Genomic DNA, 19,295 nt, shown 5'->3' with positions numbered 1-19,295 from the left:
GGCCTGCGTCAGCGTGCGGAAGCGCCGTCGTGCACCGCAAAGCCCGCATTCTTCTGACGGAAGCGATACCCGATCGCGAGCACCGCGAGCCATACCGGGATCAGGTACACCGACAGGCGGAGATCCGGCGTCAGGTACATCACGACGAGAATGCCGGCCATGAATGCCAGGCACAGGTAATTCGTGAAAGGATAGCCCAGACTGCGGAAGGAAGTCTCCTTTCCCGCAGCACGCTTGGCCTGGCGGAACTTCAGGTGGATCAGGCTGATCATCGCCCAGTTGATGATCAGCGCCGACACGACGAGGCCCATCAGCACCTCGAACGCCTTGCCCGGCATGAAGTAGTTGACCAGCACGCACACGCCGGTCGCGAGCGCCGATGCGCCGAGTGCCGCGAGCGGGATGCCGCGCTTGTTCACCGAGCACAGCACCTTCGGCGCGTTGCCCTGCTGCGCGAGGCCGAACAGCATCCGGCTATTGCAGTACACGCCGCTGTTGTAGACCGACAGCGCGGCCGTCAGCACGACGACGTTCAGCACGTTCGCGACCAGGTTGCTGCTCAGCGCGTGGAAGATCAGCACGAACGGGCTGCCGCCGCTGACGACCTTCTCCCACGGATACAGCGACAGCAGCACGGCCAGTGCGCCGATGTAGAAAATCAGGATCCGATAGATGACCTGGTTGGTCGCGCGCGGGATGCTGCGCTTCGGATCGTCGGCCTCGGCCGCGGTGATACCGACCAGCTCGAGCCCGCCGAACGAGAACATGATCGCGGCCATCGACATCACGAGGCCCGACACGCCGTTCGGGAAGAAGCCGCCGTGCTGCCACAGGTTCCGGACGGTTGCCTCCGGCCCTGCGTGACCGCTCACGAGCAGCCAGCCGCCGAAGCCGATCATCCCGACGATCGCGGCAACCTTGACGATCGAGAACCAGAATTCCGTCTCGCCGTACGACTTCACGCTGGTCAGGTTGATCAGGTTGATCGCGACGAAGAACACGAGCGCCGACACCCAGGTCGGCACGCCCGGCCACCAGTACTGCACGTAGATCCCGACGGCGGACAGTTCGGCCATGCTGACGAGGATGTACAGCACCCAGTAATTCCAGCCGGACAGGAAGCCGGTGAAGTGGCCGAAGTACTTGTTCGCGAAATAGCTGAACGACCCCGCGACGGGCTCGTCGACCACCATCTCGCCGAGCTGGCGCATGATGAAGAACGCAACGATGCCGGCCACCGCATAGCCGAGCAGCACGGACGGGCCGGCCATCTTGATCGTCTGCGCGATGCCGAGGAACAGCCCCGTGCCGAGCGCGCCGCCGAGCGCAATCAGCTGGATGTGCCGGTTCTTCAGCCCGCGCTTCAGGCCGTCGCTCTCGTTTCCAGAAACCATGTCTTCTCCACTCTGTCCGCCCCCGCCTGACGCGGTGCGGCGCGCCTCGGTGTGCCGGGCGCTGTTTTGCTGTGCCGGCGGCCGTTCGTGGAGCCGCCGAGTTGGGGGACTGCAATCCTCGCGCGGGGCGTCCGATTCGCGTCGGCGGGCGGCCAGATCGACCGCCGACTCGTTGCCCGCGCCGCATTGCTGCGGCCGCACACGAAAATCCGGCGTCAGTTTAGCGTTGCGACGGCGAAATCGGGTTGCGTAACCCGCTCATGCAAACCCTACATTATGAGATAAGATTGCATCCAGGAGACAGATGAGGAAACAAAAATGCCTGAACCGGTCCTCGATCGCATCGATCGCCATTTGCTGTCGGTGTTGCAGGAGAATGGCCGCGCGTCAAACCTCGACCTGGCGAAGGCGGTCGGCCTGTCGCCCGCGCAGACCTTGCGACGCCACCGCCGGCTGGAGGAGATCGGCGCGATCCGCCGTTACGAAACGCGGCTGTGCCCCGATACGCTCGGGTTCGGCGTCACCGCGTTCGTGCACGTGACGATGGAGCGCGGCCATATCCGCGATTTGTCGAAGTTCCAGAAACTCGTGTCGGACCTCGCGCAGATTCAGGAATGCTTCTCGGTAACGGGCGACATCGACTATGTGCTGAAGGTCATCGCGCACGATCTGAAAGGGCTATCGCGCTTCCTGCTCGAAACGCTGATGCGTATTCCCGGCGTGAGCGGCGTGCATTCGAGCGTGTGCCTCGACGAGATCAAGTGCACGAGCGCGATGCCGGTGGAAGGCTGACACGCCCGGCGCGCGGGGCCGATGCGTTCAGCTCGCCGCCTCGAACGCACCGATCAGCAACGCTCCCGCTGCAATCACCGCGCAACCGGCCGCCCGGCGCGGCGTCAGCCGCTCGCCGAGGTAGACGCGCGCGATCAGCGCCGCGAACACCACGCTCGTCTCCCGCAGCGCCGATACCGGCCCCATCGGCGCGCGATCCATCGCCCAGATCACGATGCCGTAGGCGAGCGCCGCGAACACGCCGCCGCATGCGGCCTTCGCCGTCTCGCCGACCTCCTGCGTCAACCGCAGCGGCCCCGCCCGCAGCCGGTAGTACGCGGCCATCAGCGCGCCCGTCAGCACGAACATCCACGCGGTATAGCCGACCGTGCTGCCGCTCTCGCGCACCCCGATCCCGTCGACCACACTGTACGCCGCGATCGACACGCCGGTCGCGAACGCGGTCGGCAGCACCTGCATCATCCGGTGTTGCGCGCCGCGCCGGCGTTCCAGCCCGATCGCCATGATCCCTGCGCAGATCAGCACGAGCCCGCATTGCGCGCCGATGTTCAGGCGCTCGCCCGCAAACGCCGCCGCGCCGAGCGTGACGAGCAGCGGCGCCGTGCCGCGCGCGACGGGATACGCGACGCTCAGGTCGCCGTGTTCGTACGCACGAACGAGCAGCAGCGTATAGACGACGTGGATCACGGCCGATGCAACGACGCAGAGCCAGCTCGCCGGCGCGATCGGCACGGCAGCCGGCAGGAACAGCAGCGCGAACAGCCCGATCGCGATCTGCAGCACCGTGGCCGAACGCAGCCGGTCGCCGCTGCTGCGCACCAGCGCATTCCATGACGCGTGCAGGAACGCCGCACACAGAACGGCGAACAGAATGGGGATCGGCACGCTGAACACTCCCTGACGGTCGAAGGCGCGCGATGCGCGGCAGGCGTTCATCGTATGAATGCGTCACCGGATTGTCAAAAAAGCGACCGACGGCCCGCCGTAAAGGATTCGGCTGCCTGCCCCGGTCGCCCGCCCTGCAACGCGTGCGCCGCACTCGGCCTGCACGCTGCCCCATGTGACGCGAAGGTTGCCGGCGATCCACCCCTTTCCGTTCTCTTTCGCCTCGCACCGCGGCGTAATGGAATCGATACCACAGCGCAACCGTCGCGAAAACACTCCGTCCCCATATCTTCATACGCAGCTGTTCCAATGCGCGTGCTCCCTCACGAGCTTCGCGCCGAACCGACACGGCGACGGGGCCGTTCTCCACCATCGAAGACCTTACCCTGGAGTTTCCCGATGTTCCGTCAAGCCTTGCTCGTCACTGCCTGCGCAGCCGCAGCGCTGGCGCTGTTCGCCTGCGGCGGCAGCGACGATTCCACGCCGACGCCCGCCGTGTCGTCGCAGGATGCGCTGCAGACCGCCACGCCGATCAAGCACGTCGTCGTGATCTACGGCGAAAACATCTCGTTCGATCACTACTTCGGCACCTATCCGAACGCGACGAACCCGTCGGGCGAACCGGCGTTCACCGCGAAACCCGGCACGCCGACGCCGAACGGCCTGACGGGCACGCTGCTCACCGCGAACCCGAACTTCACGAACACGGCCAACGGCACCGATGCGGCGAACCCGTTCCGCCTCGACCGCACGCAGGCCGCGACGGCGGACCAGAACCACGCCTACACCGCCGAACAGCAGGCCGAAGACAATGGCCTCGCGGACCTGTTCCCGAAATACACGGGCAAGGGCTCGTCCGGCGGCGCCGGCGCGTTCGGCACGAAGGGCCAGGTGATGGGCTACTTCGACGGCAACACGGTGACCGCGCTGTGGAACTACGCGCAGCGCTTCGCGATGAGCGACAACACGTACACGACGGTCTACGGTCCGTCGACGCCGGGTGCACTGAACGTCGTGGCGGGTCAGACCAACGGGATGCAGATCGTCAAGACATCGAAGCAGCCGTCGACGCTCGCCGCCAGCTCGTACTACATCAACGACGGCCAGGGCGGCTTCACGATGATCAACGACGTCGACCCGGGCTTCGACGTGTGTTCGAGCACGACCGACCAGGCGATGATGACCGGCAAGAACATCGGCGACCTGCTGAACGCCGCGAAGATCACGTGGGGCGGCTTCATGGGCGGCTTCAACCTGTCGACGACGAACGGCAACGGCACGACGGGCTGCGCGCGCAGCACGGTCGCCACCGCCGTGAACGCCGCGACGGCCGACTACATTCCGCACCACAACTGGTTCCAGTACTACGCGTCGACCGCGAACCCGCAGCACACGCGCCCGAGCTCGATCGCGGCGATCGGTTCGAGCGTCGAGACCGACGGCAAGACCCCCGAACCGGCGAACCATCAGTACGACACGGACGACTTCTTCGCCGCCGTGAAGGCCGGCAACTTCCCGTCGGTCAGCTACCTGAAGGCGCCGGCCGCGCAGGACGGGCATGCGGGCTATTCGGATCCGCTCGACGAGCAGGCGTTCGTGACGAAGGTCGTCAACTTCCTGCAGCAGCAACCGGACTGGCAGAACACGGCCGTGATCGTCACCTATGACGACTCGGACGGCTGGTACGACCACGTGTACACGTCGCCGACGCACGCGTCGTCGGACCCGGTCGATCAGCTCAACGGCGCCGGCAAGTGCGGCACGGGCGGCACCACCGGCGTGAACGGCGCGACCGTGAACGGCCGCTGCGGCCCGGGCGTGCGCATTCCGCTGGTCGTGATCTCGCCGTATGCGAAGCAGAACTACGTCGATCACACGATGCTCGACCAGTCGTCCGTCGTGCGCTTCATCGAGGACAACTGGCTCGGCGGCCAGCGTATCGGCGGCGGCTCGTTCGATGCGACGGCGGGCGACCTGCGCAACCTGTTCGACTTCACGTCGAAGCCGAACACGACGCCGCTCTATCTCGACCCGACGCTCGGTACCGTATTGAGCGCCGCACCGTCGATCTGACCGTCGCGGCCTGACCGCATGGCCGGCGCATGCAGATGCGCCGGCCGTTTCCATTTCAACGCGCCGCGTTGCGCGACACTCGTTTTTCGACCGACAGCATGACAGCTCGCCCCGCGTTTCCGTCTCCCGATGCCGCCGGCACGCCCGCGCCGCGTGCCCCTTCCCGCCTGCTGCGCCGCGCCGCATTCGTGCTCGGCACGGCCGCGATCGGCTATGGCGCGTTCGCTATCGCGTTTCCCGCGCGGGTACCCGCGGCGATCGGCGCCGTGGTCGCCGACTGGACCGGCGCGAACCCGCACCCGGTCGTGCTGCAACGGCCCGCCGTGCAGCCGCTGTCGGCGGTCGCCCAGCTCGGGCGCGCGCTGTTCCACGATCCGTCGCTGTCGGCGTCGGGCAAGCAGTCGTGTGCGTCGTGTCACAGCCCCGATCATGCGTACGGCCCGCCGAATGCGCTCGACGTGCAGCCGGGCGGCCTCGCGATGACGCAGCAGGGCTATCGTCCGCCGCCGTCGCTGATGTATCTGTACCGCCAGCCGAATTTCAGCATCGGCCCCGATGCCGGGGAAAACGACGCCGCGCCGAGCGTCGCGCAGCAGGCCACGGCGGCGGCCGGTGTCGTCAAGGCGCAGAAGGTGGCCGGCACGTCGGCCGCGCCTCAGCTCGTGCCGCAGGGCGGGCTGTTCTGGGACGGCCGCGCCGATACGCTGCAGCAACAGGCGTTCGGCCCGCTGCTGAATCCGGTCGAAATGGCGAACGCGAGCGTCGACGACGTCGCGCACAAGCTCGCGCAGTCGTCGCATCGCGCGCAACTGGAACAATTGTTCGGCGCGCGCGTATTCGACAGCCCGCAGCTCGCGGTGTCGGAGGCGATGTTCGCGATCGCGCGCTATCAGGTCGAGGATCCGTCCTTCCATCCGTACGACAGCAAGTACGACCGCTGGCTCGAAGGCCGCGCGCGTCTCACGCAGGCCGAACTGCGCGGGCTGCGCCTGTTCAACGATCCGGACAAGGCGAATTGCGCCGGCTGTCATCTGTCGAAACCCGGCAAGGACGGGCTGCCGCCGATGTTTACCGACTACCAGTACGAGGCGCTCGGCGCGCCGCGCAACCGCGCGCTCGCGCAGAACCGCAACCCCGCGTTCTACGATCTCGGTGTGTGCGGGCCGTTCCGCGACGACCTGAAGGACCAGACCCAGTACTGCGGGATGTTCCTGACGCCCACGCTGCGCAATTCGGCGACGCGCCACGTGTTCTTCCACAACGGCGTGTTCCACACGCTCGACCAGGTGATGGCGTTCTACAACGAGCGCAGCATCTCGCCGCAGAAGTTTTATTCGCGCGGCGCGGACGGCAAGGTCGACGAATACGACGACATTCCGCCGAAATATCGTGCGAACGTCGACGTGACCGATGCGCCTTTCGATCGCAAGCCCGGCGACAAGCCCGCGATGACGGCGCAGGACATCAAGGATATCGAAGCGTTTCTCGGCACGCTGACGGACGCGCCGGCGCAGCACTGAGCGCTTGCCGGGGGGGCGTGCCGCATCAGCGGCGCGCGGGATCAGCAGTTCGATCCGGACGCTCGAATAGCGTCGGCGAAACGGCACGCGGCGCGCCGTTGCATCGCGCAACGGCGTTCGATCGCTACTGCGGCTTTGGCGGATGCTCGGCCCGGTAGGTACGATTCGGGCGCGATACGAGTTGCTTCGCCGCGGCGTCCAGTTCCTTGCCGTGATACAGATCGATGCACTTCAGGAAGTCGAACTTCACATCCGCGACTTCCGATTCGACAACCGGATTCCGGTAATCGCGAGCCAGATACTTCGCGACCAGCGCGTGAATGACGTCCGGCGCACGTTCCATGTCGTAGTAGGTCCAGTCGCGCAACGCACGGGTACTGCTGCCGATGTCCTTGCTCACGCCGGGCGTCTGCTCGTATGCGGTAGCCAGACACTCCGCGAGCGCCATGTCCTTGAAGTTCTGGAGGTAAGTGCGTGAACCGGCCCCGGGCGACACCTGTCCGGCGTCCTTCGCCACGACCATCGCAGGTTGAAACGCGAGGCACGCCAACGCCGCAGCGATCCGGACTCCCCTCATGACAGGCTCCAAAAATTTGCGCGATCGGTACGATACCGCGTGCCCGGTTCGTTGAAGTAACAATGGTCGTAACATGTCCGCCCGTTGAACAGCGTGGCGTGCCCCTGTGCATCGCTCCACCCCGACACCTCGAACAGAATGACGACCTGTCGACCGGCAAGTGGCCCTCCGTTCGCCGGCGGATATTTGACGCCCTCAGCCTTTCCCCATCGTTGCTCGAGAAAACGGATCAAGTCCCTGACACGAAAAAAGTATTGCCGATTGCCTCTGCCGACATCGTTTGTTCGGGGATTCTCGGCATCACCATACCGGCTTCACTCAGGATATAACTCATCCTCACCGCGCATGTGTTGCTCCATCGCTCTGTCGAATTCGGATTGTTGACGTTCTTCTCGACGTATCCACCTATCACTTTCGCGACGCGTTCACCGGAATTTGCCGGGTCGTAGATTCGCTGGGATGCCCGCCCACGCAATGGCAAATGATGGTCGTTTCACTTTGTTGGCTCCTTGTTGTTGAAATGAATCCGGCTCGAGGAACGCATCGAAAACTCGCGACAGCTCATGTGCTCCGAGTGCCTTCGAGTCCTTCGAATCAGGGGGCATGATGCGCGATTGAAACAATTTTGTAAGGATGGCGACTTTCCAGATGCCGATCCTTGCTTCACCCCCCTCGTTTTCCCCGATCCCGTTCGACTTGACTCCTGCGCCCCGATCGACAAAACTTCGCCCATCGCCAGTGTGATCACAGATCGCAGATCAAACCCAGGAGAACCCCGCCTTGCCGCCTCGTATCGTCCCGCCCGCACTGAAAGCCATCGAACAGGAAACGATGGCCGACAAGGTCTACCTGCAATTGCGCGAAGCGCTGATGAGCGGCCGCTTCGCGCCTGGTCAGGCACTGAGCCTGCGCAGCGTCGCGGAGGCGGTCGGCTCGTCGACGATGCCCGTGCGCGCCGCACTCACGCGGCTGCGCGCCGAACGCGCACTGGTCGACGGCCCGAACCGCGCGCTCGTCGTCCCGCCGATGACGCTCGACACGCTCGACGAGCTGCGCGACGTGCGGATCGCGCTCGAAGGCTGCATCGCCGAGCGCGCGTGCGCACGGATGACCGATACGCAGATCGCGGCCGTGCGCAAGACCTGCGAGACGATGCAGGCGCACGTCGAGGCCGGCCGCTCGCGCGCCTACCTGCAAAGCAATTTTGCGTTCCACAGCGCGATCTACGCGCACGGCGCCAGCGAAAACACGCTCGCGATCGTCGAGAACCTGTGGATGCGCGTCGGCCCGTTCCTCAACATGGTCGCGCTCGACATCCCGCACATGCGGCGCTCGATGGACGCGCACCTCGCGATCGTCGATGCGCTCGAACGGCGCGACGGCGCCGGCGTGCGAGCCGGCATCGCGCTAGACATCGGCGGGGCCGCACACGATCTCGCCGAGACGCTGCGGGCCGAACAGACGCCGCGAACCGCGAAGGCGAAGCCGTAGCGGCCGCTTGCCACGGCCGGCCTTTGCACGAGCGGCCGGCCACCCCTACTAGATCAACGATGGAGACAACCCGACATGACAGCTTCCGACCTGCTGAAACCCTATGACGGCCTGCGCGTCCTCGTGACGGGCGGCGCGTCGGGCATCGGTCTCGAAATCGCCCGCGCGTTCGCCGAATGCGGCGCGCGCGTGCACGTGTGCGATGCGTCGCAAGCCGCGATCGCGGCGCTCGCCGATCGGCCGCCGCACGCCGCGACGAGCGCGATCAGCGCAACGTTGGCCGACGTATCCGTTCCGGCGGCGGTCGACCGTGTGTTCGCCGACATATCGGCCACGCTCGGCGGCCTCGACGTGCTCGTCAACAACGCGGGCATCGCCGGCCCGACCGGCGGTATCGACGAAATCGACCCCGTTCAATGGGAACAAACGGTCGCGATCAACCTGAATGCGCAATTCCAGTTCGCGCGCCGTGCGGTGCCGCTGCTGCGCGAATCGAAACACGGCGGCGCGATCATTGCGCTGTCGTCGGTTGCCGGCCGGCTCGGCTACGCGTTCCGCACGCCGTATGCGGCCACCAAATGGGCGGTGGTCGGCCTCGTGAAGAGCCTCGCGATCGAACTCGGGCCGCTCGGCATCCGCGTGAACGCGATCCAGCCCGGCATCGTGCGCGGCCCGCGGATGCGCCGCGTGATCGAGGCGCGTGCACAGCAGCTCGGCATCGGCTACGACGAGATGGAGAAGCGCTATCTCGAGAAGATCTCGCTGCGGCGCATGACCGATCCGACCGAGATCGCCGCGACCGCGCTGTTCCTGTGCTCGCCGGGCGGACACGGGATCACCGGGCAGGCGATCTCCGTCTGCGGCAACGTCGAAGTGCTCTGACGCCTCCTGCATCGCTCGTCGAAAGGAATCCATCCATGGCAAACGCTCGCAAAGTCATCATCACCTGTGCGCCGACCGGCGCGATCCACACGCCGTCGATGTCGCCGTACCTGCCCGTGACGCCGCACGAAATCGAAACGGCCGCGGTCGCGGCCGCGCAGGCCGGCGCGGCGATCCTCCACTTGCACGCACGCAACCCGTCCGACGGCAAACCGACGCAGGATCCGGCCGTGTTCGCCGAATTCCTGCCGCGCATCAAGGCACAGACCGACGCGGTGATCAACCTCACGTCGGGCGGCAGCCCGCACATGACGGTCGACGAACGGCTGCAGCCCGCGCTGCATTTCCAACCCGAGGTCGCGTCGTTGAACATGGGTTCGATGAATTTCGGGCTGTACCCGATGCTCGAGCGCTTCCGCGAGCTGAAGCATCCGTGGGAGCGCGAACATCTAGAGAAAAGCCGCGATCTCGTGTTCAAGAACACATTCGCCGACATCGAGACGATCCTCACGCGTTGCGGCGCGAACGGCACGCGTTTCGAATTCGAGTGCTACGACATCTCGCACCTGTACAACCTCGCGCACTTCGTCGATCGCGGGCTGGCGAAGCCGCCGTTCTTCGTGCAAAGCGTGTTCGGCCTGCTGGGCGGGATCGGCGCGCATCCGGAGGACCTGATGCACATGCGCCGGACGGCCGACCGTCTGTTCGGCAGCGATTACGTGTGGTCGATCCTCGGCGCCGGGCGCAACCAGATTCCGCTCGCGACGATCGGCGCAGCGCAGGGTGCGAACGTACGCGTCGGGCTCGAGGATTCGCTGTGGATCGCGCCGGGCAAGCTCGCGGAATCGAGCGCCGCGCAAGTCCTGAAAATGCGTCAGGTGCTCGAAGGCCTGTCGCTCGAGATCGCGACGCCGGCCGAGGCGCGCGCGATGCTCGCACTCAAGGGCGGCGACGCGGTGAATTTCTGAATTTCTCAGCGCCGGCTCGCGCCCGCAACACCCGTATCCGCAAGCGCAGTGACGAGGCGCCGGCCCGAGCCGGCCGGCGCCAGGACGCCCTTCATCGCCCCGCTCCGTTCGAGCGCCGCCGGCGCGGCTCCGTCGTCTGCCCATTCGCTGCCTGCACCGCAGCGGCATCTGCCGAACGCGGCGCGCCGTGCTTGCCGTGCGCGCCGGTTCGCCCTTACCGGAGTCGTCCGCATGTCCACTCATCACGCTCAGGCCCTGTCGTCCGCCGCCGGCGACGCGAACGCGTCGCTGAACCGGCTGCTGTTCCGCAAACTCATGCCGCTGCTGATCGCCGCGTATGTGATCAGTTTTCTCGACCGCACCAACATCGCGTTCGCCAAACATTCGATGGGCGTCGATCTCGGCATTTCATCGGCCGCGTATGGGCTCGGCGCGGGGCTGTTCTTTCTCACCTACGCGCTCTTCGAAATCCCGAGCAACCTGATCATGCATCGCGTCGGCGCGCGCTTCTGGATCACGCGGATCATGATCACGTGGGGCGCGCTGTCGGTCGCGATGGCGTTCGTCGGCGGCGAGACGTCGTTCTACGTGATGCGCCTGCTGCTCGGCGTGGCCGAAGCCGGCCTGTTTCCCGGCGTGATGTTGTATTTGACGTACTGGTTCGGCCGCGAGGAGCGTGCACGCGCCACCGGCTATTTCCTGCTCGGCGTGTGCATCGCCAACATCGTCGGCGGGCCGCTGGCCGGCGCGCTGATCGAGCTCGACGGCACGCTCGGGTTCCACGGCTGGCAATGGCTGTTCGTCGTCGAAGGCATTCCGGCGATCCTGCTCGCGTTCGTCGTCTGGACGCGCTTGCCGGATCGGCCGAGCGCCGCGCCGTGGCTCGCCCCGGAAACCGGTCGCGCGCTCGAGCGCAGGCTGGCCGCCGAACAGGACGCGGGCATCGCCGCGCACGGCGGCCACGCGTTCGGTGCCGCACTGCGCGATCCGCAGATCTGGCTCGCGATTTTCGTGTACTTCTGCCACCAGTTGACCATCTATACGGTGATCTTCTTCCTGCCCGGCATCATCGGCGCATCGGGGCGCCTCTCGCCGGTCGCGGTCGGGTTGCTGACGTCGCTGCCCTGGCTCGCCGCCGCGCTCGGGGCCGGGACGCTGCCGCGCTTCGCACGCGAATCGCACCACTCGCGCCGCATGCTGTGTGCGGGGCTGGTGGTCATGGCGGCCGGGATGATCGGCGCCGCGCATGCGTCGCCGTTGGCGGGACTGCTCTGCGTGTGCGTGGCCGCGTCCATGTTCTTCGTCGTGCAGTCGATCGTGTTCACGTTTCCGGCTTCGCGGCTCGCCGGCAGCGCGCTGGCCGGCGGGCTCGGGCTCGTGAATACGTGCGGGTTGCTCGGCGGCTTCGTCGGGCCGACCGTCATCGGCGCGATCGAGCAGGCGACCGGCAATGCGAAGAACGGGCTGACGCTGCTGGCGGCCGCACTCGTCGTCGCGGCATGTGCGAGCCTCGCGTTGCGTCACGGGCACGAGCGCGCCGACGTGCGCTCGCGCGACTGAAGGCAAAACGAAACTCGAGCCGGCGGGATGCGGGCACATCGCCGCCGGCATCCCGCCTCGCTTCGTCAGAACAGATACATCCCCGCGACGAACACCACACCCGAGAACAACAGCGTCGTCACGCAATAGCCCATGATGTCGCGCACGCCGAGCCCCGCGATCGCCAGCGCGGGCAGCGCCCAGAACGGCTGCGCCATGTTGGTCCACGCCTCGCCGTACGCGATCGCCATGGCGGCCTTGCCGAGATCGGCGCCGAGCGCCTGCGCGGCCGGCATCACGAACGGCCCCTGCACGACCCAGTGGCCGCCGCCCGACGGGACCGCGAAATTGATCACGGCCGAACTCAGGAACGCGAGCAGCGGGAACGTGTGGACGTTCGCGATATCGACGAACCATTTCGTGATCACGCCCGCGAGCCCGGAGTGATCCATCAACGCCTGGATGCCCGCGTAGAACGGGAACTGGATCATGATCCCGGAGGCGCCGCGCGCCGCGCCGGCCACCGCGCGCGCATAGGCCATCGGCGTCCGGTGCAGCAGGATGCCGGCCGCGAGGAACGCGAGGTTCACCGTGTCGATGTCGAGCGCGAAGCCCTTCTGCGCGAAACGCAGCACGAGGAACGCCGCGCACAGCGCCGCGACGACGATCGACAGCACGCGGCTCTCCTCCATCCGTTCCGCGAACGTCGCGTCGGGCGCGAGCTTGCGCTCGACGCTCGGCGGCTCGGCAAGCAACGCCGGATCGACGCTGACGACCTCGCCCGGCTTCGGCATCATCATCCGTGCGAGAAACGGCAGCATCACGATCAACCCGATCGTGATGAACGCGTTGTAGCCGGTGAAGATCGTGTCGGACACCGGAATCAAGCCGATGGTCTTTTCCATCGGATTGCCTTTCGTGGCCGCGACGAGCGGGACCGAACCCGACAGCCCGCCGTGCCAGCTCAGGAAGCCCATGTAGGCGGACGCGACGAGCAGCCGGTAGTCGCTGCCGGCCACGCGGCGCGCCACTTCGCGCGCCAGCATCGCGCCGAGCACGAGGCCGAAGCCCCAGTTGATCGCGCAGGCCAGCGCGCCGACGAACGCGACGAGCATCACGCCCTGCCCGGGCGTGCGCGCGGCGCTGGCGAGCGCGACGAGCAGGCGCCGCACGGGCGGCGAACTCGCGAGCGCGTGGCCCGTCACGAGGATCATGACCATCTGCATCGAAAACGCGAGCAGGTTCCAGAAGCCTGAACCCCACATCGTCGTGAGTTGCACGGGCGTGTTCGGTGTGAGCCCGAACGCGAGCGCGAACGTGACGATCGTCAGCAGGATCGCGAAAATCAACGGGTCGGGCAACACGCGGTGAACCACCTGCGTGAAGAAGCGGGAAATGCGCTGGATCAACTTGAGCTCCTCGTTTCCTGATAGGGACATCCGCGCGTATCGTTGTTGGTTGAGGCGCGGAAACGCGCGGATTCTTGCACAGAACCGTATTGCTTGCGTCGATGCCCCTGTCGGGAATCGGGTCGGTCGACTTCGGCAGGCTATCGAATTCGTTACATGGCCGCGACCGGCTCCGAAGCCGGGGCAGCCGAGTGACGAACGCCAATGGTGCGTATCGCTGCAGACTGGAATTCATGAAGGACGTGCGCATGCAAAAGCGCCCGCCTGACTGCGGATCAGGCGGGCGCTTCATGCGGCGATATTCGTCCCGTCGTGTGTCTCGCGAATCTCGACGGGTCAGCGAATCAAGGCTCCCAACGCCCGCGCTCCATCGCTTGCTCCATCATTCCGAGTGTCAGTGACCGCCCCCCCAGCGTCTCTCTCGCCTCTGGGCTGAACGGGGATTTGACGACCGTCGTGAGAAACGAACCGAGGCCGAGCTTCGCGGACGGATAGCAATAATGGAGGTCGAACGCGGACAAATCGACGCCGAACGTCGCACCCCATTGCCGAATGATTCTGTCGATGTCGTTCGGTTCGAGGTCGAGATCGTGATAAAGATCCGTGTCTCGCGACAGTTCGATGCGATCGATCCGGAGCCTTGCGATGTCAGTCGCGATGAACGCTTCGAGGCGTTTCCATGTGTCAGCCATATAAGCGATCCTCGGGCTTCACCATGCTGTTGTACGCGCCGATCGTACGATAAGTGATCAACGCGACGTCCGTCGCCAGGATCGCCTAACCGACTCCGGGAACCGCCCGCCCGACGAATGCGCCGATATTCTGCGTCAACTTGATGCGCAACATGATCAGGCTTCTGAATGAGGTAACGGTCGGCAAAATCCGGTGCTTCAATTCGTATGGCAGCAGCCGACGCGAAACGACGGACGCGATGGACGTGCCCTTGACCGCGTTCGCGAACTTGCCTCGCGTCGGGATAAAGCGCTGACCCAACAGTACCATCGCGACGCCGACCGCATCATCTGCCCCCAACGCCTTGCCAGTCTCTTCGATAAAGATCAGGAAGAACAATGCATCGCGGCTCAAACCCTCGTGAATGCCGTATCTGTACGTGCTCGCCATTTTTTCTCTGATAGCTTGAATTTGAACGAGCAGAAAAGGCTAGCGTGAGTGGCGAAGGCGAAACAACGGACTCACCGGTAGATTGCCGCGACAAGCGTCTGTCCGGATGTGATTGGCGGATCTCGTGCAGATCCTGTGAAGTACCGCGTGGCTTGCGCTTCCGACTGCCGCAGCCTCGTCGTTGCGCACGAATGCACCACGGCGGCGACAGGCATTTGAACGGATACAGAGTGTCAATTTTCAGCGGATCGTCCACCTTCAGGCCGCTCATGCATATCAACGCCCCACCGTCGCCGACGTACTCGCGGTCGCAACCATGCGCCCCCGCCGCTCCGCCAGCCGCTGCGCGAACCGGTACGCGACGAGCGACCCCGCCACGGCCAGCAGCATCGGCACGAGGCTGTCGTGATTCGCGCGCGTGAATTCGAGCAGCAGCACGACGGCCGTGATCGGCATCTGCATCGACGCGGCGAGAAACGCGGTCGCGCCGATCAGCGCGTATCCGCCGAGGGATGCGCCGGGCCACACGATGCTCCATAGTCCGCCGAGCACGACACCGAGCAGCGCGCCGTTCGCGAGTCCCGGCGTCAGCAGCCCGCCTTCCGCGCCGGCCCGCAGGCTGCCGGCCTCGATCAGCACCTTCAGCACGAGCAGCGCCGCCGCGAGACCGATCGTCAGCGTGCCGTCGAAACTGAGCGACGCCGGGCCCTTGCCGTTGCCGAGCAGTTGCGGAAACCTCGTCGCGAGCACGCCGACCGCCGCGAAGTTGAGCAGCGCGAACACCGGCAGCCGCCAGTCCTTCGGCGCGTTCGCCCGCGCGCGGGTGGTGAGCCGCACGAAACCGTACGCGGCGACGCCGAACAGCGGCCCGCAGACGATCGACCATGCGACGAGCGGCGTGCTCGGCACGAACGCCGGCACCGTGTACTGGTGTTCGTTGCCGAGACCGATCCATGCGACGATCGCCGCGATCGCGGACGTCACGATCGCCACGACCAGCGCACGCCACTCGAACGTGCCGAGCAGCACCTCGAGCACGAAGATCGCGCCGCCGAGCGGCACGTTGTAGACGGCCGCGAGCCCCGCGCCGGCGCCACACGCGACCATCAGCCGGCAGTCGTCGGGCGTGAGCCCCGCCGCATGGGCAAACCGCCCGGCGAGCAGCGCACCGATCTCGCGCGGTGCGACTTCGCGGCCGAGCGGCGAGCCGAGCGCGACGGTGACGATCTGCAGCAGCGCATGGACCGTCGTGCTGACGAACGGCATCCGCGGATCGGCCGCGCGCACCGCACGGCGGATGCCGACGAGTGGCCGGCCGTATCGGTAAAGCGCCCACCAGCCGCCGCCGGCGACGATCCCGCAGACCACCAGCACCGCGAGCCGGCGCAGCGGCTCGGCCCCGGTCACACCGCTGAGGAAGCTCTTGGCCCCGATCGCGTGCGCGACGTCGTAGCCGTACGCGACGTGCTGGATCGCATGCAGCAGCAACGCGAGCAGCATGCCGCCGAGACCCGCGCCGATGCCGGTCAGGATCGTGACGACGGCCATGCGCGCGAATGGGCTGGCGGGCGGCGGCGAAGCAGCAGGAGCGGACGGAAGATCGAGGCGCATGGGGTCGGCGAACGGGATCGGAAAGACGGCGCGCACCGTGCACGCCGTCGTCAGGACCGCATCGTAGGCCCGCGCTCATCATGAGACAAACGTATTTTTATAATCAACTCATGCATCGAATGCATGAACACGCCGACGGCCCGCGATGACCGCCTGCCGCGTCAGTCCGGATAGGTCAGGCGCTCCGGCTCGCGCCGCATGATGACCTTCCCGTGGCGCATCGACAGCGTGGCCTTTGCCTGCGTGCGCACCGCTTCGTAGTCGCTGTCCGCGTCGAGCACGACGAGATTCGCCGGACGCCCGACCGCGATGCCGTACCCGTCGCCGAGGTGCATCGCCGTCGCGCTATGGTCGGTCACGAAGTCGAGGCAGCGCTGCAGATCCTGATAACCCATCATGTGGCAGATATGGAGGCCCGCATCGAGCACGCGCAGGATGTTGCCGTTGCCGAGCGGATACCACGGATCCTTGATCGAATCCTGCCCGAAGCACACGTTGAGCCCGGCTCGGTCGAGCTCCGCGACGCGCGTGACCCCGCGCCGCTTCGGAAACGTGTCGAAGCGCCCCTGCAGATGGATGCTCTCGGTCGGGCACGAGATGAAATTCAGCCCCGCCCGCTTCAGCAGCCGGAACAGCTTCGAGCAGTACGCGTTGTCGTACGAACCCATCGCGGTGGTGTGGCTCGCGGTGACGCGTGCGCCCATGCCGCGCACGCGCGCCTCTTCCGCGAGCACTTCGAGAAAGCGCGAATGCGGATCGTCGGTCTCGTCGCAGTGCACGTCGACAAGGCAGCCCGTGCGTTCCGCGAGATCCATCAGGAAGCGGATCGAGCTGACGCCCTGCTCCCGCGTGTTCTCGAAATGCGGAATCCCGCCGACGACGTCCGCGCCGAGCTCGATCGCCTGCGCCATCAGCGCGCGGCCGCCGTCGAACGATTCGATGCCCTCCTGCGGGAACGCGACGATCTGCAGGTCGATCAGCCCGCGCGCCTCGTCCTTCACCTCCAGCATCGCCTTCAGCGCGGCGAGCGTCGGATCGGTCACGTCGACGTGCGTGCGCACGTGCTGGATCCCGTGATCGCGCAGCATGCCGATCGCCGCATGCGCGCGCGCCTTCGTGTCCTCGTGCGTGATCGCCGCCTTGCGCTCGGCCCAGCGCTCGATGCCCTCGAACAGCGTGCCGCTCATGTTCCACGCGGGCTCGCCGGCCGTCAGCACGGCATCGAGGTGGATATGCGGTTCGACGAGCGGCGGAATCGCGAGGCGGCCGCCGCCGTCGATATGGTCCGGGTTCGTCGACGCGATCGGCGCGGTTTGCGCATCGATGCGGGCGATCCTGCCGGCATCGATGCCGATCGTGAACAGGCCGTCGCGGCCGCGCAAGCGTACGTTGAACAGGTTCATGGAGAGGCCTCTTGTCGTATGCGTGAACACGACCGCGCGATCTGCGTCGGCGGCCGTGCGGTCCGGACGACCAGTATGGAGGAAAGCGGCGACGCGCACACGTGCCGCGCATGTTGCATCGACACGACAGCCGGGCCGCGCCGGACCGAAGCCGCGTGCCGGCCGCCGGCAGGAACCGCCGGCCCGGCGCGCACGCGCGTCGTCGTGTCGGTTTTGTGAACGACTCTTGCGGGATCAGGAACGGTGCGCTCGCGGCCGCTGCGTCCTTGCGCGTGCCGCGCATTCCTATACTTGCGCCGAACTTTGGTTTCCAGTCCCACACGCAGGAGCTTCACGATGAAAAAAAACCTGATCGCCGGCGCATGCGCCGGCGCCCTGTTCGCGCCGCTCGCCCACGCGCAAAGCTCGGTCACGCTGTACGGCCTGATCGACGCCGGCATCGCCTATACCAACAACGTGAACGGCGCGTCGCAATGGCGCATGACGACCGGCACGATCAACGGCAGTCGTTTCGGCCTGCGCGGCGCCGAGGATCTCGGCGGCGGCCTGAAGGCGTTGTTCGTGCTCGAAAACGGCTTCAACGCGAACAACGGCGGGCTCGGCCAGGACGGCAAGCTGTTCGGCCGGCATGCGTACGTCGGCCTGAGCCGCGCCGGCTACGGCACGCTGACGCTCGGCCGCCAGTACGACACGATGGTCGACTTCGTCGCGCCGTTGTCGGCGACGTCGGGCGATTTCGGCGATACGGGCTTCGCGCATCCGTTCGACAACGACAACCTGAACCATTCGCTGCGCATCAACAACGCAATCAAGTACACGAGCGACACGATCGCGGGCTTCAAGCTCGGCGCGCTGTACGCGTTCTCCAACTCGGCGAACTTCGGCGCGAACCGCGCATACAGCGTGGCCGCGAGCTACACGAACGGCCCGCTGAAGCTGGCCGGCGCCTACCTGCAGATGAACGGCACGAAGGGCTCGACGAGCGCGAGCCCCGGCGCGACCGATTCGGCCGAAGCGAAGAGCTTGAACCAAGGCGGCTGGTCGATCGGCTCGGACCGCATGCGCACCTACGGCGGCGGCGCCAGCTATGTATTCGGCCCGGTGACCGCCGGCTTCGTCTACACGCGCTCGCAGTACGACAACACGGGCTCGTTCGGCTCCAGCGGCCAGATCGCGTTCAACAACTACGACGTGAACGTGCGCTATGCGGTCACGCCGGCCGTCAGCGTCGGCGCGGCCTATGTCTATACGGACGCCAGCGTGTCGAATCCCGACAGCAAGCACGGAGCCGACCCGAAATGGCATCAGGTCGATCTGCAGGCCGTGTACAAGCTGTCGCGCCGCACCGACCTGTACGCGGAAGCGATGTTCCAGCATGCGTCGGGCCGCGGTTATCAGGCGTTCATCAATACGTCGGGTGGCGCATCGAGCACGGCGAACCAGGTGGTCGGCACGATCGGCATGCGTACGCGGTTCTGATCGGCGTCGCGCGACGTCGTCCCTCTGCACGGCGCTCGTATGCACGGCGCCCGTGTGCACGGCGCCCGTCTGCACGGCGCCCGTGTTCGCACACGGGTTCGGTCGCCGCGGGCGACGCCATCAATGTTGTTCCTTCTGGAACGCAGCCCT

16 protein-coding genes and 1 pseudogene are annotated in these 19,295 nt (G+C 66.2%); 8 read left to right on the top strand and 9 right to left on the bottom strand.

Features of this window, described 5'->3' with window-relative positions; genetic code table 11:
• Positions 1-8 precede the first annotated feature (8 nt).
• Positions 9-1,394, bottom strand: a complete 1,386-nt coding sequence (locus tag WT97_RS09535; RefSeq protein WP_060036125.1) for an amino acid permease — start codon at positions 1,392-1,394, stop codon at positions 9-11.
• 318 nt (positions 1,395-1,712) lie between these two features.
• On the opposite strand from WT97_RS09535, the gene WT97_RS09530 reads away from it, so the two are divergent.
• A complete protein-coding gene (locus WT97_RS09530) occupies positions 1,713-2,186 on the top strand; it encodes an Lrp/AsnC family transcriptional regulator (RefSeq protein WP_060353303.1) in 474 nt (157 codons plus the stop codon).
• Positions 2,187-2,213: 27 nt separating this feature from the next.
• Here the strand turns inward: WT97_RS09530 and WT97_RS09525 are convergent, their stop codons facing one another.
• Entirely contained in the window at positions 2,214-3,122 is a 909-nt protein-coding gene (locus WT97_RS09525; protein ID WP_060353302.1) for an EamA family transporter, read from the bottom strand.
• Positions 3,123-3,470: 348 nt separating this feature from the next.
• Here WT97_RS09525 and WT97_RS09520 point away from each other — a divergent pair, with 348 nt between their 5' ends.
• Both WT97_RS09520 and WT97_RS09515 read left to right on the top strand, forming a co-directional pair.
• Positions 3,471-5,144, top strand: a complete 1,674-nt coding sequence (locus tag WT97_RS09520) for a phospholipase C (protein WP_059505195.1) — start codon at positions 3,471-3,473, stop codon at positions 5,142-5,144.
• Positions 5,145-5,242: 98 nt separating this feature from the next.
• Positions 5,243-6,664: a cytochrome-c peroxidase gene (locus WT97_RS09515; protein WP_060353457.1), complete on the top strand. Its 1,422-nt coding sequence runs from the start codon at positions 5,243-5,245 to the stop codon at positions 6,662-6,664.
• 124 nt (positions 6,665-6,788) lie between these two features.
• Here the strand turns inward: WT97_RS09515 and WT97_RS09510 are convergent, their stop codons facing one another.
• Both WT97_RS09510 and WT97_RS34870 read right to left on the bottom strand, forming a co-directional pair.
• Positions 6,789-7,241 (bottom strand): type VI secretion system amidase immunity protein Tai4, encoded by a 453-nt coding sequence (locus WT97_RS09510; RefSeq protein ID WP_059789463.1) that lies wholly within the window; start codon positions 7,239-7,241, stop codon positions 6,789-6,791.
• Positions 7,238-7,474: a type VI secretion system amidase effector protein Tae4 gene (locus WT97_RS34870; protein ID WP_257128470.1), complete on the bottom strand. Its 237-nt coding sequence runs from the start codon at positions 7,472-7,474 to the stop codon at positions 7,238-7,240. Before WT97_RS34870 ends, WT97_RS09510 begins: the two co-directional genes overlap by 4 nt.
• A 547-nt stretch (positions 7,475-8,021) precedes the next feature.
• Between WT97_RS34870 and WT97_RS09505 the strand changes: the two genes are divergently transcribed.
• From WT97_RS09505 to WT97_RS09490, 4 genes are all read left to right on the top strand, one after another.
• The gene (locus WT97_RS09505) at positions 8,022-8,732 is read left to right on the top strand and encodes a GntR family transcriptional regulator (RefSeq protein WP_060353301.1); all 711 of its coding nucleotides are present in this window, start codon (positions 8,022-8,024) and stop codon (positions 8,730-8,732) included.
• Positions 8,733-8,807: 75 nt separating this feature from the next.
• Positions 8,808-9,614 (top strand): SDR family oxidoreductase, encoded by an 807-nt coding sequence (locus WT97_RS09500; RefSeq protein ID WP_060353300.1) that lies wholly within the window; start codon positions 8,808-8,810, stop codon positions 9,612-9,614.
• Between the two features lie 35 nt (positions 9,615-9,649).
• Positions 9,650-10,582, top strand: a complete 933-nt coding sequence (locus WT97_RS09495) for a 3-keto-5-aminohexanoate cleavage protein (protein ID WP_006482842.1) — start codon at positions 9,650-9,652, stop codon at positions 10,580-10,582.
• A gap of 231 nt (positions 10,583-10,813) precedes the next feature.
• Positions 10,814-12,142 (top strand): MFS transporter, encoded by a 1,329-nt coding sequence (locus WT97_RS09490; RefSeq protein ID WP_059789460.1) that lies wholly within the window; start codon positions 10,814-10,816, stop codon positions 12,140-12,142.
• Positions 12,143-12,207: 65 nt separating this feature from the next.
• Here the strand turns inward: WT97_RS09490 and WT97_RS09485 are convergent, their stop codons facing one another.
• The 5 genes and pseudogenes from WT97_RS09485 to codA form a co-directional block, all read right to left on the bottom strand.
• On the bottom strand, positions 12,208-13,530 hold the full coding sequence (locus WT97_RS09485) for a TIGR00366 family protein (protein WP_059789459.1): 1,323 nt from the start codon (positions 13,528-13,530) through the stop codon (positions 12,208-12,210).
• 344 nt (positions 13,531-13,874) lie between these two features.
• Entirely contained in the window at positions 13,875-14,222 is a 348-nt protein-coding gene (locus tag WT97_RS09480) for a DUF1493 family protein (RefSeq protein ID WP_060353299.1), read from the bottom strand.
• Positions 14,215-14,652: pseudogene (locus WT97_RS09475) on the bottom strand (STM2901 family protein). The gene WT97_RS09480 and the pseudogene WT97_RS09475 overlap by 8 nt, the downstream one beginning before the upstream one ends.
• Positions 14,653-14,928: 276 nt before the next feature.
• On the bottom strand, positions 14,929-16,263 hold the full coding sequence (locus WT97_RS09470; RefSeq protein WP_060353298.1) for a chloride channel protein: 1,335 nt from the start codon (positions 16,261-16,263) through the stop codon (positions 14,929-14,931).
• Between the two features lie 161 nt (positions 16,264-16,424).
• Positions 16,425-17,666: a cytosine deaminase gene (gene codA / locus WT97_RS09465; RefSeq protein WP_060353297.1), complete on the bottom strand. Its 1,242-nt coding sequence runs from the start codon at positions 17,664-17,666 to the stop codon at positions 16,425-16,427.
• A gap of 336 nt (positions 17,667-18,002) precedes the next feature.
• Between codA and WT97_RS09455 the strand changes: the two genes are divergently transcribed.
• Positions 18,003-19,145: a porin gene (locus WT97_RS09455; protein ID WP_059789454.1), complete on the top strand. Its 1,143-nt coding sequence runs from the start codon at positions 18,003-18,005 to the stop codon at positions 19,143-19,145.
• The last annotated feature ends 150 nt before the right edge of the window (positions 19,146-19,295 follow it).

It is taken from the genome of Burkholderia sp. MSMB1459WGS (assembly GCF_001534535.1).
In the GTDB taxonomy this organism is placed as follows: Bacteria; Pseudomonadota; Gammaproteobacteria; order Burkholderiales; family Burkholderiaceae; genus Burkholderia.
The sequence above is the reverse complement of the archived record's forward strand: the minus strand, read 5'-3'. Positions and strand labels throughout refer to the sequence as shown.

Coding starts and splice junctions, on each gene's coding strand:
- WT97_RS09535 (WP_060036125.1), bottom strand. CDS start 1,394: ATGGTTTCTGGAAACGAGAGCGACGGCCTGAAGCGCGGGCTGAAGAAC.
- WT97_RS09530 (WP_060353303.1), top strand. CDS start 1,713: ATGCCTGAACCGGTCCTCGATCGCATCGATCGCCATTTGCTGTCGGTG.
- WT97_RS09525 (WP_060353302.1), bottom strand. CDS start 3,122: ATGAACGCCTGCCGCGCATCGCGCGCCTTCGACCGTCAGGGAGTGTTC.
- WT97_RS09520 (WP_059505195.1), top strand. CDS start 3,471: ATGTTCCGTCAAGCCTTGCTCGTCACTGCCTGCGCAGCCGCAGCGCTG.
- WT97_RS09515 (WP_060353457.1), top strand. CDS start 5,243: ATGACAGCTCGCCCCGCGTTTCCGTCTCCCGATGCCGCCGGCACGCCC.
- WT97_RS09510 (WP_059789463.1), bottom strand. CDS start 7,241: ATGAGGGGAGTCCGGATCGCTGCGGCGTTGGCGTGCCTCGCGTTTCAA.
- WT97_RS09500 (WP_060353300.1), top strand. CDS start 8,808: ATGACAGCTTCCGACCTGCTGAAACCCTATGACGGCCTGCGCGTCCTC.
- WT97_RS09495 (WP_006482842.1), top strand. CDS start 9,650: ATGGCAAACGCTCGCAAAGTCATCATCACCTGTGCGCCGACCGGCGCG.
- WT97_RS09490 (WP_059789460.1), top strand. CDS start 10,814: ATGTCCACTCATCACGCTCAGGCCCTGTCGTCCGCCGCCGGCGACGCG.
- WT97_RS09480 (WP_060353299.1), bottom strand. CDS start 14,222: ATGGCTGACACATGGAAACGCCTCGAAGCGTTCATCGCGACTGACATC.
- WT97_RS09470 (WP_060353298.1), bottom strand. CDS start 16,263: ATGCGCCTCGATCTTCCGTCCGCTCCTGCTGCTTCGCCGCCGCCCGCC.
- codA (WP_060353297.1), bottom strand. CDS start 17,666: ATGAACCTGTTCAACGTACGCTTGCGCGGCCGCGACGGCCTGTTCACG.
- WT97_RS09455 (WP_059789454.1), top strand. CDS start 18,003: ATGAAAAAAAACCTGATCGCCGGCGCATGCGCCGGCGCCCTGTTCGCG.